This is a genomic window from Bifidobacterium sp. ESL0764 (genome assembly GCF_029395515.1).
Lineage (GTDB): Bacteria > Actinomycetota > Actinomycetes > Actinomycetales > Bifidobacteriaceae > Bifidobacterium.
Genome location: NZ_CP113919.1, coordinates 1,268,692 through 1,284,525 on the forward strand (window position 1 = coordinate 1,268,692; position 15,834 = coordinate 1,284,525).

A 15,834-nucleotide genomic window follows, 5' to 3' on the forward strand; every position below is an offset into this window, starting at 1 on the left:
ATTGGCAACGGCGATGATTCTGAATCATTCATATTTCGCAATCCAAATCTAACATTCTTTGAATCAATGACCAAAATCGTGCCGTCACCGCAAAACCTGACGATAGACGTCCATGGTCTCGTCGGCGATGCGTTCCCAGCTGAATTCGTCGCGGGCACGCCTGAAACCGGCCTCACCCATTTCCCTGGCACGCTGCGGGTCGGCCATGAGACGGTTGATGGCCGCAGCCATATCGTGTACGAAATCATCGGGATGCGTCGGCGTGCCGCTGCCGTCATGCTTCTGCTCGATCGGCACCAGGTAGCCGGTGACCCCGTCGACCACGACTTCGGGAATCCCACCCGTGGCGCTGGCCACCACCGGCAGGCCGCAGGCCATCGCTTCAAGGTTGACGATGCCCAACGGTTCGTAGATACTCGGACAGACGAAGGCGTCACATCCGTGCTCCAACGCGTTGAGTTCGGGGCGTGGCAGCATCTCCTCGATCCAAATGACGTTGCCGCGCTCGGCTTTGAGCTTGGCGAACGAAGCGCGCACTTCGGCACCGAGTTCCTCAGTGTCCGGCGCTCCGGCACACAGCACGACCTGAATGCCCTTGTCGACCAAGTGAAGGGCGCGCAGAAGATAAGGCAGGCCCTTCTGCCGTGTGACGCGACCGACGAAGAGCAGCGTGGGCAGGCTTCGATTGATATGGTAACGTTCGAACACCTTCCAGGCCGGATCATCGGACTCGGGCGTGGTGAAGTCGGCGATCGTGATGCCGTTATGGACCACGGAGATTTTCGCCGGATCGATGGCGGGATAAGCCGTCAGAATATCCTGCTTCATACCAAGCGATACCGCGATAACACGGTCGGCGTGGGTGAAGGCGTCGCGTTCGGCCCACGAGCTGAGGTTATAGCCGCCGCCAAGCTGGTCACGTTTCCACGGACGGAACGGTTCGAGGCTGTGCGCGGTGACGACAAGCGGGATCTCGTGCAGCTGAGCCGCCAGTCTTCCGGCGAGACACGCGTACCACGTATGCGCATGAACGATATCTCCGTCGGCGTCACCCGCCATTTGAAGATCGACCCCGAACGTCTGCAAGGCCATGTTGGCTTGCGACAATTCGCGAGGCACATCATAGCCGACCACGCGCAGACTGCCGCCAGAAACCTGAGGAACCTCATCGGGTTTTCTTGCCCGGTCGAACGCACGGACCGTGACTTCGGCGCGTTTCGCGAGCACTTTCGACAACTCCTCGACGTGCACGCCAGCACCGCCATACACATGCGGCGGGTACTCGCGGGTCAGCAAATCAATCTTCATACGAGTCAATCAACCTTATTCGCCCATCAATATTGAACAACTGCCTGCAAGCCCAACGATTCCCGTCAAATCGCGGTGCCGTTGGAGTCAAGGTTCGGGTTGTGGCGGTAATTGCCGGCGGTGAAGAACAGGCTCAGCACGCCGACGACGAAGATCACGGAAACAGTGACGATCAGCCACAACGGATGCTTGGGCACCCACATCAGAACCGCGAAGGCGATGCCGGAAAGAACAATCAGGGTCCAGCTGATGATCCTGAACCACTGATGCAACGAATGCGGCGCCTTCATGACTTTCGGATCGCTGTAATTCGGATCGAGATTCTGCGCCGGCGCCGAAAGCGTCTCGGCCTTGGGTTTCCACTCGGTATCGCCGTTTTCCTCGAGGCGACGGCTGCGCTCTTGCAGTGAGTACTCGTCAATGAGCCCTCCGCGGCCACGATTTTGCGGCTGATTGGGCTGTGGCACCCCCCTGCGGCTCTGCTTGGCTTGGGCCCGACGTTCGGCGCGATTCGGCATCTCGGTTCCTTTCAGCTTTTGAATTTCGTCCTATGTCTGGATTTTAGCCCTAGGCCTGTCAAACCGACGACTCGCATTTTTTCGGCCACGCTAAAAATGCAAGCCTCTACAGTGTCATCGGCTTCTGAGTCGAAACAATCGGAGCCGGAAGTTCGGTGGCGCCATTGAGGAAACGATCAACCGCCGAAGCACAACTTCGACCCTCCGCAATCGCCCAGACTACAAGGCTTTGGCCACGGCCGGCGTCGCCGCACACGAAGACACCCTCCTGGCTGGTCTCGAATTGCTTGTTGCGGGACACGTTTCCACGACCGTCGAGTTCGACCGGCAACTGGTCCAGAAGCGTCGACGTATCCGGATGCTGGAAACCGGTGGAAATCAGTACCAGATCGGCGTCGATGATCCGCTCCGTTCCTGCGACGTGCTCTCGTTTGCCGCCTTCGCCGCGTCTGACGTCAACGACCTTGACCCCGGTGACGTGACCGGAAGCGTCCGCCACAAAACCGCTGGACAGACCGGTGCTATCGAACGTTACGCGCTCGGATTGCGCCATTTCCTTGATGCCAGCGAAACTGACGGTATCGGTGCTGTATTCATAGGTGCCGCCCTCCTGCATCGAAGTAGTGGGCTGGTAGAGACGCGCGTACGTGGGCCATGGCTGGTTGTCCGGGCGAACCGTGGGTTCTTTGGGATTGATCTGCAGGACGGTGACGCTGGCGGCACCTTGGCGGATGGCCGTGCCCAGGCAGTCCGAACCGGTGTCTCCGCCGCCGATGATGACGACGTTCTTGCCGTTGGCATCGATGTTGTTGACCGGCTCCTTGCCTTCGACGCGCCTGTTGGCATCGGGCAGGAAGTCCATCGCGAAATGGATGCCGTCGAGATCGCGACCCGGTACCTTCACATCACGCGGGACACCCGAACCGATGGCGACGACCACCGCGTCGTAGCGCGACCGCAGCTCGTCCCAGCTCACGTCCTTGCCGATCTCCATATTGGTGCGGAAGACGGTGCCTTCGGCCTCCATCTGCTCGATACGACGGTCGATCAGGTGCTTATCGAGCTTGAAGGACGGGATGCCGTAACGCATCAAGCCACCGATCTCGTCGTCGCGCTCGTAGACGACGACGGTATGGCCGGCGCGGGTCAGCTGCTGGGCGCAGGCGAGGCCGGCGGGGCCGGAGCCGACGATGGCGATGGTCATGTCGGTCAGGCGCTGCGGCGGCATCGGCTTGACGTAACCGAGCTTCCAGGCCTGGTCGATGATGGTCTGCTCATCGGCCTTGATCATGGTCGGCGGCTGGTGGATGCCCAGCACGCACGCCTGTTCGCACGGCGCCGGGCAGATCAGCCCGGTAACTTCGGGGAAATTGTTGGTGGCCGAAAGCCGCTGATAGGCCTCTTCCCACTGACCTTGCCGCACCAAATCGTTGAAGTCGGGGATGATGTTGCCCAGCGGGCAACCTGTCATGCAGAACGGCGTGCCGCAGTCCATGCAACGCGAGGCCTGCTCCTTGGTCCACGGCTGGAAGCCGGACTGGGCGTGCACGTCCTTCCAATCATGGATGCGCTCGGCGACTGGGCGGTCCTGTGCCTCGTGGCGGGTACGTACTTTCAGAAATCCTTTGGGGTCGCTCATCAGTCCACTCCCTCCATCACATGCTCATAGACACTATCCCAGGCTCCGGGGGCGTTGAAATCGACATTGTCGGCCTGCGCCGCCTCCATAGCCGCGCTCATCGCGACGAACTGTTTGGGCACGATGTGGGTGAACCGCGAACGGGTCTCTTCCCAATCGTCGAGCAGGCCGCTCGCGAAGGCGGAACCGGTTTCCTCCGCATGCTTCTTGACCAACGCTCGAACCTGCTGGGATTCGACATCGTCCAACGCCTCGAAGAGCAATGAACCGGACTTGACCGCTGCCGGATTGACCTTGTTCATATCCAGATCGAGTACATAGGCGTGGCCTCCGGAGAAACCGGCGCCGAAGTTGCGTCCGGTGGGGCCGAGCACCACCACGGTGCCGCCGGTCATGTATTCACAGCCGTGGTCGCCCACGCCTTCGACGACGAACGTGGCGCCGCCGTTGCGCACAGCGAAGCGCTCCCCCGCGCGTCCGGCGACGTACATCTCGCCGCTGGTCGCACCGAAACCGGTGACGTTGCCGGCGATGACGTTGGTGTGCGGGTCGAAGTGCAGCGTTCCGTTTTGCGGGCGGACGATGATGCGTCCGCCGGAAAGGCCTTTGGCCGCGTAATCGTTGACCTCGCCGTAGATGCGCAGCGTCTCGCCGCGTGGAATGAACGCGCCGATGGACTGGCCACCGGAACCGCGCAGGGTCATATCGATGGTGTCGTCGGGCAGGCCCTTGGCGCCGTAACGCTTGGTGATCTCATAGCCCACCATTGTGCCGACGGTGCGGTTGACGTTGCGAATCGGCAGGTCGAGGCGCACCGGCTCGCGATGTTCGAGCGCGGGTTTGACCAAGCCGATAAGCTGGTTGTCCATCGCCTTGTCGAGCTCGTGGTTCTGCGCGATGGTCTGGTGCAGGATCGTGCCGGGCGTCGGCCCGGACTGGGCAAGCACGTTGGACAGGTCGACACCGTTGGATTTCCAGCGTTCCACCGCCTCGTCCTGGTCGAGGCATTCGACGTGGCCCACCGCCTCCTCAAGACTACGGAAGCCGAGCTGCGCCAACAGCTCGCGCACCTCGCGGGCGATGAACATGAAGAAGTTGACCACGTACTCGGGTTTGCCGGTGAACCGCGCCCTGAGCTCCGGGTCCTGGGTGGCGATGCCCTGCGGGCAAGTGTTCAAGTTGCAGGCGCGCATCATGACGCAGCCTTCGGCCATCAACGCCGTGGTGGCGAAACCGAACTCCTCGGCGCCCAGCAGCGCGGCGATGACCACGTCACGGCCGGTTTTGAGCTCGCCGTCGCACTGCACGACGATGCGGGAGCGCAGGCCGTTCAAGACCAGCGTCTGCTGGGTCTCGGAAAGACCGATCTCCCAAGGTGTGCCGGCGTGCTTGATTGCGTTCAAGGGAGCCGCGCCCGTGCCGCCGTCGGAACCGGAGATGAGCACCACGTCGGCATGGCATTTGGCCACGCCGGCCGCCACGGTGCCCACCCCGAATTCGGAGACGAGCTTGACGTGGATGCGGGCCTTGGGGTTGGCCATCTTCGCATCGTAGATCAGCTGCTTCAGGTCTTCGATGGAATAGATATCGTGGTGAGGTGGTGGCGAGATGAGCTCGACGCCGGGCGTGGCATGGCGCACCTTGGCGATCCACGGCGGCACCTTCGCGCCGGGCAGGTGCCCGCCTTCTCCGGGCTTGGCGCCTTGGGCGAGCTTGATCTGCAGGTCGGTGGCGTGCACGAGGTAGTCACTGGTGACGCCGAAACGCGCCGAGGCGATCTGCTTGATACGGCTGGAGCGCATCGGGTCCTCGATACGGTCGTCGGACTCGCCGCCCTCGCCGGAGTTGGAGCGCGCCCCGATGGAGTTCATCGCGATGGCCAGCGTCTCGTGGGCCTCCTGCGAGATGGACCCATAGCTCATCGCGCCGGTCGAGAACCGCTTGACGATCTCGCTTTCCGGCTCGACCTCCTCGATCGGGATGGACTTGCGGCCGCCGGCGAATTTCATGAGCCCTCGCAGGGTCATCAGCCGGTTGGAGGTGTCGTTGACATGCTTGGAATAGCGCTTGAACAGGTCGTAGTCGCCACGCTGGGTGGCCTGCTGGAGCAGGAACACGGATTCCGGATCGTTGAGATGGTCCTCACCGGTGCGACGCCATTTGTATTGGCCGCCGACACGAAGCCTGCGGTGCGGGGTCGCCGTCCACTGGTTCGGATACGCGACGCGGTGGCGGGTGGCGACTTCCTCGGCGATCTCGTCGAGGCCGATGCCGCCGACACGCGAAGTGGTGCCGGTGAAATATTCGTCGATGACGTCCTGGTTAAGGCCCACAGCCTCGAAAAGCTGGGCGCCGCGATAGCTCATGATGGTGGATACGCCCATCTTGCTCATGATCTTCAACACGCCAGTGGATAGCGCCTTGCGCAGGTTCTCCACTCCGGTTTTGGCGTCGACATCGAGGAAACCACCACGTGCCAGATCCTCGACGGATTCGAAGGCAAGATAGGGGTTGACGCAGGCGGCGCCGTAGGCGATCAGCAGGGCGACGTGGTGAATCTCGCGTACGTCGCCGGCTTCGACGGCCATCGAGATCTGGGTGCGGGTGTGCATGCGCAGCAGATGATGCTGTACGGCGCTGGTCAGCAGCAGCGAAGGAATCGGAGCCCACGTATGGTTGGAATCACGGTCGGAGAGCACAATGAAGTTCTTGCCTTCGGCGATGGCCTGGTCGACCTCCTTGAAGATCTCACCCAGCCGCGCCTCAAGCGCCTTGCCGCCACCGGCGACCTGATAGAGGCCGTGAACGACGAACGGCTTGTAGTAGCCGCCGAGCACTTTGGCGCGATCGAGACGCTTGAGCTGCGCCATCTCGTCGGAATCGACGACCGGATCGGGAATCACGATCTTCTTCGCGGAAAGCTCCAGATCATCGAGCAAATTGGGTTCCGGGCCGATCGCCGAGGCCAGCGACGTGACGATTTCCTCACGTTCCCAGTCCAGCGGCGGGTTGGTGACCTGCGCGAACTTCTGAGTGAAATAGTCGAAGAGCATGCGGCTATGGTTGGAAAGCACAGGCTGCGGGGTGTCGTTGCCCATCGCGCCGATCGGTTCCTTGCCGGTGTTGGCCATCGGCGCCAGCAGAATCTTCAGGTCTTCCTGCGTATAGCCGAATGCGCGTTGACGGCGAACAACCGAAACGTTGGAATGGCGGACATGCTCGCGCGCGGGCAGGTCGCTCAAGCGCACGGCATTGCCTTCGATCCATTCGCGATACGGATGCTGGGTCGCGAGTTGGTGTTTGATTTCCGTATCGGGAACAACGCGCCCTTCGCCCGTGTCGATCAGGAACATCTTGCCGGGTTCGAGCCGGCCTTTGGCGACGATATGGTCCAAGGGCGTTTCGGGAAGCACCCCGGCTTCGCTGGCCAGTACGACATAGCCGTCATCGGTCATCTGCCAACGCCCCGGGCGGAACCCGTTGCGGTCGAGCTGTGCGCCCACCAACGTGCCGTCGGTGAAAACGATGTCGGCCGGACCATCCCACGGCTCGATAAGACTGTTGTTGTATTCGTAGAACGCCCGGATGTCGGGGTCGAGCGTCTGGTCCTTCTCCCAGGCGGGCGGCAACAGCATCAGCACGGCGTGCGGCAGGCTGCGTCCGGCCAGGTGCAGCAGTTCAAGACATTCATCGAAGGTTCCGGAATCGGAGTAGCCCGGCGTGGCGACGGGCAGTAACGGCTTGAAATCGCCCAACAGCTCGCTGCTGAACCGTCCCTCGCGCGCGGAGAGCCAATTGCGGTTGCCTTGGATAGTGTTGATCTCGCCGTTGTGAGCGATCATGCGGAACGGCTGTGCCAACGGCCAGCTCGGGAAAGTGTTGGTGGAGAAGCGCGAGTGGACGATGGCGATAGTTGTTTTCATCGTCGACGAAAGGAGATCCGGGAAGAAGCTCGTCAGCTGCATCGTGGTGAGCATGCCCTTGTAGGTGATCGTCCGGGCGGAAAGCGAGGCGAAATAGACACCGGCCTCGTGTTCGACGCGCTTGCGCACGCGGAAAGCCTTGCGTTCGAGGTCGATACCGCCCAGGCTTCCGACCTGTCCTGCTTGGTCATTCTGAATATTCCGGCCGTCCAGACCATCCTGCGGAGCCGAGGCCATCACCAGCATCTCGAAGGACGGCATGGATGCGAGCGCCTGCAGCCCCAATCCATCCGGATTGGTCGGCACCGTGCGCCAAGCGAGAACCTGCAGTCCCTCATCGGCCACGATGCCTGCAATCTGACGTTTCTGGCCGCTGGCCTTGGCAAGGTCACGGTCGAGGAAAGCGATACCGGCCGCGTAATGGCCGGCTTCCGGCAGCTCAGCGTCCGCCACTGCCGAGCGGATGAATTCATCGGGCATGGCCATGAGGATCCCGGCTCCGTCACCGGTGTTCTCCTCGGCGCCCACGGCCCCGCGATGGTTGAGATTGACGAGCACCTCGATGGCGTCGTCGACGATCTTGCGCTCCGGTTTTCTGTTGAGGGTGGTGACCATGCCGACGCCGCACGCATCATGCTCTGCCGCAGGGTCATACATACCTTGCGCATGATGAATCGTCAAATCAAGTGGAGTTTTATCAGTCACCACAATCACCCCTAACTTCTGTGGAACCGCAACTTCGTTGCAAGTGCTTTCACAGACTAGCGGCATGTCATGTCAGAAATGTGTCGTTGTCCAATTTCAGACGAATTCTTCCATATTATGGACATTCTTCCAGTAACGTGTGCCATTTACAGTGATTATCTCTGTATGCCACGCCCATCAACAAAGATAATCACGTTTCCGTGCCAATTTTTGTGATTATCTCTGTATCTCCAACAGTATTGCAGAGAAAATCACATTTCCACGGCAAATTCTGTGATTATCTCTGCATATTGGGTAGTTGTATGTACGCCAATCACATAAATGCGGCCGTTCATGCTGCTACTGTCGGCGGCACCGCTGCACCCAAACCTTCACCAACCGCAGATGTCGAGCACCTCGGCGATGACCGTGTCGTTGAGCAACCGCCCTTTACGGGTAGGGACGATGCGATTGCCATCAAGGATCTCGATCAGTCCGGCACGTTCGATGCCTTCAAGCCGGCTTCTATCGACCGTATGCCCCGAGGCCTGATCGACGCGCGAAATATCGAGTCCCTCATGCAGACGCAACCCGAGCATCACCGTCTCCTCCAGGTTCTCCTCGTGGGTGATGGCTTCGCTGCCTTGCCACGGCACAAGACCCGAATGCATCGCCTCGGCCCATTTGCGCGGGTGCGCAATATCCCAAGCGCGGATGCCAAACTGGTTGTCGTCCGATTGCCCGCCATTACTGACTTCTGATGTGCTGCCTTTATCACCCTGTTCGACTTGCGAGAAACCAGTGAAATCCATTTTGGTATGGACCCCATCGTTGCCGGTAGAGACAACAACGGTTTTTCTGAATCCGCCTTCATCCACATCGCGAGCGCCACCGTCCGCATGTTCCTGCCACGCGCCGACGTTCGACGTGCGGTAGTGCGAATGCGCTCCCGGGCCGATGCCCGCCCAGTCGACGTTGCGCCAATAGCCCAGATTGTGCCTGCTTTCATACCCCGGCCGCGCCCAGTTGGAAATTTCGTACCATTCGAGGCCTGCCTGCGAGAACAGGTCGTCGGCAATCTCGTATTTTGCCGCCTCGTCGTCGTCATCGGGTTTGGCGATCTGCCCGGCTTTGATCTGCCGGCCCATTTTCGTGGTGGGTTCGACGGTGAGCGCGTACGCCGATATATGGTTGACTCCCAGCTCGATGGCCGTTTCGACGGACACACGCCAATCATCCATGCTCTCGCCGGGCGCCCCATAGATAAGGTCGACGCTGGAACGCAGCCCGACCTTGTTCGCCGCCTTGACTCCGGCGACGGCATTGGCCGGCGTATGCGTGCGGTCAAGTGTTTTGAGCACATGCGGCACCGCCGATTGCATACCGAATGAGATACGCGTGAATCCTGCGGCTGCCAACGTTTCCAAATACCGTTCGTCCACCGTGTCGGGGTTGGCTTCGGTGGTGATTTCCGCACCGTCCTCGATACCCCAGATATCGTTGACCGCGCCTAGCATCCGCCCAAGGTCCTCCGCAGGCAGCAGTGTCGGCGTCCCTCCCCCGAAGAACACCGTCGCCGCGGCCGGTTCGTCGATGCCGTGCCGCTCCTGCCACGCCCGCACGAGCTTCATCTCGCCGATGGCGAGGTTCGCGTAATTGCCACGCGACGCGCCAGAGCCCATGTCGACGGCCGTATACGTGTTGAAATCGCAGTACCCGCACCGCCGGTAGCAAAACGGCACATGAATATACACTTCGAACATAACGTTTCAGTCTAGCGTGAGGACGATATTGACCGGATAAGCCGCCCTTTGCGTTTCTTGTCAAGAACGATTACTTCCCAAGCAACTGGCGGTGACTACCCGTCTCCACCAGCAGCAGAGTCAATGTCTCATGTTTGACACGATAAATCAACAGCCAGTCTGACTCGATATGCAACTCGCGGAAAACGCTCAGATTCCCTTTCAGCGCATGGTCATGGTATCGACGACGCAAGGTCTCCTTGTCCTCGTTGACCAGCACACGCACCACCCGCTCGAGTTTGTCGAGATCATAATGCTTTCTGCCAAGCGACTTTGCCTGGCGCAGAAATGTCGGCGAGCGCTCAATGCGTTGAAGTGCCACGAATCTCCTCCATCAGGTCGTCCACGCTGTCGAACGAGCGCGTCGGCTCGCTGGCAGCTTTGAACACCCTTTCCTCAAAACCCGATAATTCAGGACGAAAAGGCAACGCTTGGTCGACCACCGTCTGGTGCAGAAACATATTGAGCGCGGTCGACATGTCCAGCCCCAGCTTGGCAAAGACCGAACTCGCTTTCTCCTTGGTCTCGGTATCGGTTCTGAAGTTGACTCTGGTGGACTTCGGCGCACTTGCAGACAAACTCATAATTGCTCCTCACATGTCTATTGTATGTACAATAGTATCACGTTGAACCTTAAAAGAGAGATAGCTTAGCTCCAATACAGAATCTAGTTGTATTCATACCGATTTAGATACATAATTCGGTTGCATTCATCCAATTTTCGAAGAAAAACCGGTTACGCTCATCAACAGAGAGCAGAATCAGCACAATAGACAACCCGCTCTGCTATACGTTAGGCTAAAGAGAAACCGACAACTGGAAACAGCCGAAGGAGACATCATGAGCGACGAGAACGTGTTCATCATCGACGGCATCAAAACGCAATGGGACGACGACTCACTGCGCATCTCCGAGCAGGGTTTCGACCGCACAGCGCTTATGGACAACCGCGGCAATATCCTTTCCTCCACATTCGGCAAAGAAGGCATTCCATTCCTGAATCATTGGTTCACCCGCGTCAAGCCGATGATCGACGAGTTCCGCGCCATCGACCGGGAATACGCCCATGCCTGAGGTATTCTTCCTCGCCGGTTACAGCGTTACTTCAGTACTCTGGACAAAGAACATGGTATCCATGTGCACGTAGCGCGCGGATCGAAAAGAGATCTTGCGCGCTTTGTTTTACAAAGTGACGGCACAGTAGTTTTAGCTCATAACCATGGTCACATTCCGTCAAAACATATCAAGCTGATCGAAATTGCCATCAGACAAAACTTTGACGAAATCGTTGATGATTGGCGTCGCCTTTTCGGTAGTAACATACACTTCGATAAATAATTCAGAGCATAAACAGTTGGGTAAAAAAACCGATATCGTATTTAGGCCCACACAAAATCGGCATCGGGACCGGCGCCTATTTCGAAATGATATTTTGCGATGCCAAGGTCGGTGCGGGTGCAGAGGCCTAGGCCGGCTTTGGCTTCGACCGTGCGGCCATCGGGTTGCAAAGTGAACGTGAATTTCTGCTGGTTCAACGACGTGGGGGCAAGCAATGCGGCCTCGACGCCGGCTCGGAACCATTGCGGCGTCGCCACGTTTTGTGGAACCTGAGCAACTTGATCGTATTGCTTGCAACGATGCTGTTGGCCGTGATTGGTGCCATAGCCCATGACGATGGCGAACCTTGGCCGCTCACCGCGTTCCAGCGCGACATGCTTGGAAAGGTGACGTCCGAACTGACGCACCCAACCAGTATCGAGACCGAGCTGCGTGGCGCGCAACAGCACGTGTGCGCCGTAATAGCCGCAACGTTCCTCCCAGTCCGACGTACGATCCGAGACGATGGCGACGAGGTTGCGGGCGCCTTTGTAGATGCCGTAGTCGGTGAGGAAACCCTCGAATGCGGCAGGATCGTTGAGCTTCAACTGCATGCTCAGGTTGCCTTTGCGGTTATATTGGTCGATGGTCCTTTGAAGCTCATCGACAATATCCTGCGGAATCGGCTTGTCGGTATAATGCCGAACGGCATGACGCACCCGAATCGCTTCGCTCAGTTCCATCATGAACCTTATTTCACGGCCTTTTCGGCGGCGCGGATCTTGTTCTTGGTGTCGATGTCCATGGACTTGTTGGCTCCGGCCTCACCGGTCGAGAGGGCGGCGACGAACGCCTCCTGCGGCACCTCGACATGGCCGAGCATCTTCATGCGTTTCTTTCCGGCCTTCTGCTTCTCGAGCAGCTTGCGCTTACGGGTGATGTCGCCGCCGTAGCACTTGGCGAGCACGTCCTTGCGCAGGGCGCGGATGGTCTCGCGTGCGATGACACGGGAACCGATGGCGGCCTGAATCGGAATCTCGAACTGCTGGCGCGGGATGAGCTTCTGCAGCTTCTTGGTCATCATCACGCCGTAGCTGTAGGACTTGTCGCGGTGGACGATGGCGCTGAACGCGTCGACCTTCTCCCCTTGGATGAGGATATCGACCTTGACGAGGTCCGCGGCCTGCTCACCGTCCTCGTGATAGTCGAGCGAGGCATAGCCTTTGGTGCGGCTTTTGAGCTGATCGAAGAAGTCGAAGACGATCTCGGCCAGCGGAATGCGGTAGTGCATCTCGACGCGCTCGGGGCTGAGGTATTCCATCGTGCCCATCTCACCGCGATGGTCCTGGCACAGGTCCATCACCGAACCGATGAACTCCTTTGGCGTGATGATGTCGGCGGCGACCATTGGCTCGACGATCTGCTTGATCTTGCCATCCGGGAATTCGCTCGGGTTCTTGACCTCGTGTAGCGTCCCATCTTCGGCGGTGACCTTGTAAGTCACGTTCGGAGCAGTGGAAATGAGGTCGAGCCCGAATTCGCGGCTGAGGCGTTCGACCACGATTTCCATGTGCAACAACCCTAGGAAGCCGCAGCGGAAGCCGAATCCCAGTGCCACCGACGTTTCCGGTTCATAGGTCAAGGCCGCATCGTTCAGCTTGAGCTTGTCGAGCGCATCGCGCAGTTCCGGGAACTGGGCGTTGTCGATCGGGAAGATGCCGGCGTAGACCATCGGATGCGGGTCTCGGTAGCCGGGCAACTGTTCGGTTGCCGGACGAACGGCCGAGGTGACGGTGTCGCCGACCTTGGATTGGCTGACGTCCTTCGCGCCGGTGATGATATAGCCGACCTCGCCGGCGCCGAGCGCCTTGGTCGGGGTCATATCCGGGCTGATCACACCGATTTCAATGGGTTCGTGCGTCATGCCGATGCCCATCATATGCACCTTTTCGCGGCTTTTGAGCTCGCCGTCGACCATACGGATGTAGGTGACGATGCCACGGTAGGTATCGTAGACGGAATCGAATATCAGCGCGCGTGCGGGAGCTTTGGGGTCGCCGTGCGGCGCAGGAATTTCCAGCACGATCTGATCGAGCAGATCCTTGATGCCCTCACCGGTTTTGCCGGAAACGCGCAGCACATCGCTCGGCTTGCAACCCAAGAGATTCGCGATCTCCTCGGCGTGCTTGTCCAGCTCGGCGCTGGGCAGGTCGATCTTGTTCAGAACCGGAATGATGGTCAGGTCGTCCTCGATGGCCATATAGAGGTTGGAGAGTGTCTGCGCCTCGATGCCCTGAGTGGCGTCGACCAGCAGCACCGCGCCCTCGCATGCGGCCAGCGCGCGCGAGACCTCGTAGGTGAAGTCGACGTGGCCCGGAGTGTCGATCATGCCGAGCGTGTATTCCTGTCCGTCGAAGGTCCACGGCACGCGCACGGCCTGTGATTTGATGGTGATGCCGCGCTCCTGCTCAATGTCCATGCGGTCGAGGAACCGGTCGTGCATCTCACGCTGCGGCACGATACCGGAAAGCTGGAGGATGCGGTCGGCCACCGTGGACTTGCCGTGGTCGATATGCGCGATGATGCAGAAATTACGGATCAGCGATTGGTCGGTGAATCCCGGTTTGTTCTTCGCCTCAGTCACTGATGTCGCTCCTTCATACCCAAACGTTTCTTGGCGGAATCTCTCCGACTCCGCTTTTCCTTTTGCTTTTTCCTTATTCTATCGGCCGAGGTGGGCAAAGGATTGCCGGAGATTATTGCCGAGGAACCATATAAAAAGTATAAGAAATCCTGCAATGGTGAAACACGCAACGTCATTTCCTTCAAATACGCACGAAATATCGGCATACAGTGTTATTCTAAAGTCTTGTATGTCCTTATAGAAAACGTTGTTTGGAGAAATTGTGGCAAACATTAAGTCGCAGAAGAAGCGCGTGCTGACCAATGAAAAGGCGCACAAGCGCAACGTGTCCGTGAAGTCCAGTCTGAAGACTGCGATTCGCAAGACCCGTGAAGCCATCGAGTCCGGAGACAAGGCCGCCGCCGAGGCAGCTTACAAGATCGCCGGCCAGAAGCTCGACAAGGCCGCCAGCGCGGGCGTGGTTCACAAGAACCAGGCCGCCAACCGCAAGTCGAACCTCGCGGTCGCCATCAACAAGATGTGAGCTTTTCGCTTTAGGCATCGACCTTAGGGTCAGTAAAAACTCCTTCGGTTTCCAGGATTTCAATATTCTTTGGAAACCGGAGGAGTTTTGTTATTTGCACTGTCGACTCCGCCGCGTCGGAGCCGTGGCTCAGAACGAAATCCTGGTCAGCGCGAAGAAGAGGAACGCCGCCAAGGTGAAGATGAACAGCGGTGAGCGCCAGCCACGGTAGGTGTGCTTGGGGCTACGGTTGCGGCGGTACCAGGCTATGATCTTGTCCTTGTTCACTACCACCAACACGATGGCGACGAAGAAGAAGACACCATCGAACGTCCACTGCGCCACGGTCTGCATGGGCTCGGCAAGCATGCCGAACAGCCTTCCGACTCCTTCGCAAATCACGAGATTGTAGAAGATGTGCATGCTCATCGACCAAGCGAGAGAATACTCGCTGGCCATCCAACCGAGCACCAAGCCCAGCAGCACGGCATTGAATCCTTGGCTGATGTCGCCATGGATGAAGCCGAACAGCAACGCTGACGTTACGATGGCGAAAATCCTGCCATAGCGTTCCAGATTCGGCATCACGATGCCACGCATCAGCAGTTCCTCGGTCACAGGCCCGACGAAACCCAACGAAAGCAGACCAAAGATTGAGCTGTTCACCATCTGGTCAATCTCGTCGCCATTGCTATGTTGCGACCATCCCAACAGATCCAGCGCGCCTTGGAAACCTTGGGCGAACAGGTCGCCGACCGCCGCGAAAGCCAGCATCGCGATAAGCAAGCAGAGCCACATCCGCCAGTTCATCGGTTTTCGGGATGAGAGACGTATCGTGAAACGCATTGACCTTGAGCCTTGCGATTTGTCGATATAGAGCTTCCGACACGCCAGTAGTACGACGAGGATGGCGATTGGCTCGCTGACGGTGCCGACCACGGCGTCTGTTTTCTTCTCCGGCATATGGCCAAGCATAGCGAAAACAACACCAATCACCTGCAATACGAGCCACAGCACTACGAAGCCCCAGATGATTGCGGCCTGGTGTCCCACATCGTGCCGTCGCTGCCCGTCTGGGCTCAACGGTTTAGCTTCAACTTGCGGCTGTTGGAATGGCGCAGACGGCTTGGAAGGTCCATCTTGAACATTCAATGCCGTCGCAGCTCTTTCATCAACTTCTCCTTCTGCAGCAACGGCGTTCTCACCATTTTCACCGTCAACGCCATCAATATGGCCAGAATCACTTAAACGGTCATCGCCTCTTTGACAACCAGAGCCGCTTAAACGTTCACCGCCTCCATGACAACCAGAACCATCTACGCCATTATTTCGGTTCATATTGCCGACGTTATCCATGCCATTCGAAACGTAGGAGTTATTCGGCTCTCGCGCAACGTCCGTGACATTCAACCCGTTCAAGCTCCCCATGTCACCTGTCGCCTTCTTTCCTGGCTCGACCATCTTCTCCTCCGCTTCTCGATTTTGTTGGAATATATT

General features: G+C 58.7%; 12 protein-coding genes. 2 read left to right on the top strand and 10 right to left on the bottom strand.

Going from position 1 to position 15,834, the window contains the following annotated elements; genetic code table 11:
* Positions 1–84: 84 nt before the first annotated feature.
* From glgA to OZX71_RS04795, 7 genes are all read right to left on the bottom strand, one after another.
* Positions 85–1,308, bottom strand: coding sequence for a glycogen synthase (gene glgA / locus OZX71_RS04765; protein ID WP_277159523.1), 1,224 nt, complete (start codon positions 1,306–1,308; stop codon positions 85–87).
* 65 nt (positions 1,309–1,373) lie between these two features.
* Complete coding sequence (locus tag OZX71_RS04770; RefSeq protein WP_277159524.1) at positions 1,374–1,826, bottom strand: tripartite tricarboxylate transporter TctB family protein; 453 nt, start codon at positions 1,824–1,826, stop codon at positions 1,374–1,376.
* Positions 1,827–1,932: 106 nt separating this feature from the next.
* Positions 1,933–3,465, bottom strand: coding sequence for a glutamate synthase subunit beta (locus tag OZX71_RS04775; RefSeq protein ID WP_277159525.1), 1,533 nt, complete (start codon positions 3,463–3,465; stop codon positions 1,933–1,935).
* Positions 3,465–8,093 (bottom strand): glutamate synthase large subunit, encoded by a 4,629-nt coding sequence (gltB, locus tag OZX71_RS04780; RefSeq protein ID WP_277159526.1) that lies wholly within the window; start codon positions 8,091–8,093, stop codon positions 3,465–3,467. The genes OZX71_RS04775 and gltB overlap by 1 nt, the downstream gene beginning before the upstream one ends.
* A 371-nt stretch (positions 8,094–8,464) precedes the next feature.
* Positions 8,465–9,835, bottom strand: coding sequence for a radical SAM family heme chaperone HemW (gene hemW / locus OZX71_RS04785; RefSeq protein ID WP_277159527.1), 1,371 nt, complete (start codon positions 9,833–9,835; stop codon positions 8,465–8,467).
* A gap of 70 nt (positions 9,836–9,905) precedes the next feature.
* Complete coding sequence (locus tag OZX71_RS04790; protein ID WP_277159528.1) at positions 9,906–10,196, bottom strand: type II toxin-antitoxin system YafQ family toxin; 291 nt, start codon at positions 10,194–10,196, stop codon at positions 9,906–9,908.
* Positions 10,177–10,458: a type II toxin-antitoxin system RelB/DinJ family antitoxin gene (locus OZX71_RS04795; protein ID WP_277159529.1), complete on the bottom strand. Its 282-nt coding sequence runs from the start codon at positions 10,456–10,458 to the stop codon at positions 10,177–10,179. Before OZX71_RS04795 ends, OZX71_RS04790 begins: the two co-directional genes overlap by 20 nt.
* Positions 10,459–10,714: 256 nt before the next feature.
* On the opposite strand from OZX71_RS04795, the gene OZX71_RS04800 reads away from it, so the two are divergent.
* Positions 10,715–10,948 (top strand): hypothetical protein, encoded by a 234-nt coding sequence (locus tag OZX71_RS04800; RefSeq protein ID WP_277159530.1) that lies wholly within the window; start codon positions 10,715–10,717, stop codon positions 10,946–10,948.
* Positions 10,949–11,253: 305 nt separating this feature from the next.
* Here OZX71_RS04800 and OZX71_RS04805 read toward each other — a convergent pair whose 3' ends face one another.
* Both OZX71_RS04805 and lepA read right to left on the bottom strand, forming a co-directional pair.
* Positions 11,254–11,937 (bottom strand): nitroreductase family protein, encoded by a 684-nt coding sequence (locus OZX71_RS04805; protein ID WP_277146665.1) that lies wholly within the window; start codon positions 11,935–11,937, stop codon positions 11,254–11,256.
* Between the two features lie 5 nt (positions 11,938–11,942).
* Positions 11,943–13,835 (bottom strand): translation elongation factor 4, encoded by a 1,893-nt coding sequence (gene lepA, locus OZX71_RS04810; RefSeq protein WP_277159531.1) that lies wholly within the window; start codon positions 13,833–13,835, stop codon positions 11,943–11,945.
* A 262-nt stretch (positions 13,836–14,097) separates the two neighbouring features.
* Here lepA and rpsT point away from each other — a divergent pair, with 262 nt between their 5' ends.
* Positions 14,098–14,358, top strand: coding sequence for a 30S ribosomal protein S20 (gene rpsT / locus OZX71_RS04815; protein WP_277159532.1), 261 nt, complete (start codon positions 14,098–14,100; stop codon positions 14,356–14,358).
* Positions 14,359–14,487: 129 nt separating this feature from the next.
* Here rpsT and OZX71_RS04820 read toward each other — a convergent pair whose 3' ends face one another.
* Positions 14,488–15,798 (bottom strand): type II CAAX endopeptidase family protein, encoded by a 1,311-nt coding sequence (locus OZX71_RS04820; protein ID WP_277159533.1) that lies wholly within the window; start codon positions 15,796–15,798, stop codon positions 14,488–14,490.
* Between the last annotated feature and the right edge of the window lie 36 nt (positions 15,799–15,834).